This window comes from Thalassorhabdomicrobium marinisediminis (assembly GCF_003072065.1).
Lineage (GTDB): Bacteria > Pseudomonadota > Alphaproteobacteria > Rhodobacterales > Rhodobacteraceae > Octadecabacter > Octadecabacter marinisediminis.
In genome coordinates this window covers 1-943 of the sequence record NZ_QCYG01000028.1, presented here as the reverse complement: position 1 = coordinate 943, position 943 = coordinate 1, and the positions used below count along the sequence as shown (strand labels likewise).

The window sequence follows — 943 nt, the reverse complement described above, 5'->3', positions numbered from 1 at the left end:
GGCTTTGTTGCACAAATCGGGGCGTGAGCGCACGTCCCCTTTCCCGGACGGATTTATCCTACGACCTCTGTGACAGGTATGCCAAGAGAGGTGTAGCGGTTGAGGACGGCGACGCGGACTTGGATCTCTGCGACTTGGCGGTCGAAGTCCCTCGCCATGAGGCTTTGCCCCAGCAGCTTCACACAGTGCATCTTGGTCTCGACGCGGCTCCGGCGGTGGTATCCGCTCCATCGTCGCCAGATGGCGCGGCCCAGGTATCGCGAGGCATTGACCGCCTCGTTTCTGGCAATGGCGCCTGCGCTCGTGGGCTTCCACGGTTTGGCGTTCTTGCGCGGCGGTATGATGGCATGAGCGCCACGCGCTGCAATCGCATCATGACATTTTCGGGTGTCGTAGGCCCCGTCTGCGGTCACTGATCCAATGTCCTGAGCGGATGGGATTTGGGCGAGCAACTCAGGCAGCATCGGTGCGTCACCGACATTACTGGTGGTAACCTCCACGGCCCGCACTTCCAGCGTTTCCTCGTCGATCCCTATGTGTATCTTGCGCCAGATGCGGCGCTTTGAGCCGCCATGCTTGCGGGCGTTCCATTCCCCTTCACCCTCAGATTTGATCCCAGTGCTGTCGATCAGCAGGTTCAGCGGGCCGCGATCGCCTCTATAGGGCAGGCTCACCTTCAGCGTTCTCTGACGGCGACACAGTGTGCTGTAGTCGGGCACCGGCCAATCCAATCCGGCGAGCCGCAACAGACTTCCCACGAACCCGGTTGTCTGCCGGAGCGGCATACCGAACAACACCTTCAAGGTCAGACAGGTCTGGATCGCCGCATCGCTGAATTGGCACTGGCGACCACGCTTGCCTGTTGGCGGTGGCGTCCAGACCATCTCGGGATCAAACCAGATCGACAGCGATCCGCGTTGCTTCAGCGCTGTGTTGTACGAAG

The 943-nt window shown here is 60.9% G+C and carries 1 protein-coding gene; it reads right to left on the bottom strand.

The window, feature by feature from the left end; genetic code table 11:
• Positions 1–53 precede the first annotated feature (53 nt).
• A partial coding sequence (locus DC363_RS16585) for an IS5 family transposase (protein ID WP_108642268.1) occupies positions 54–943 on the bottom strand: 890 nt, incomplete at its 5' end.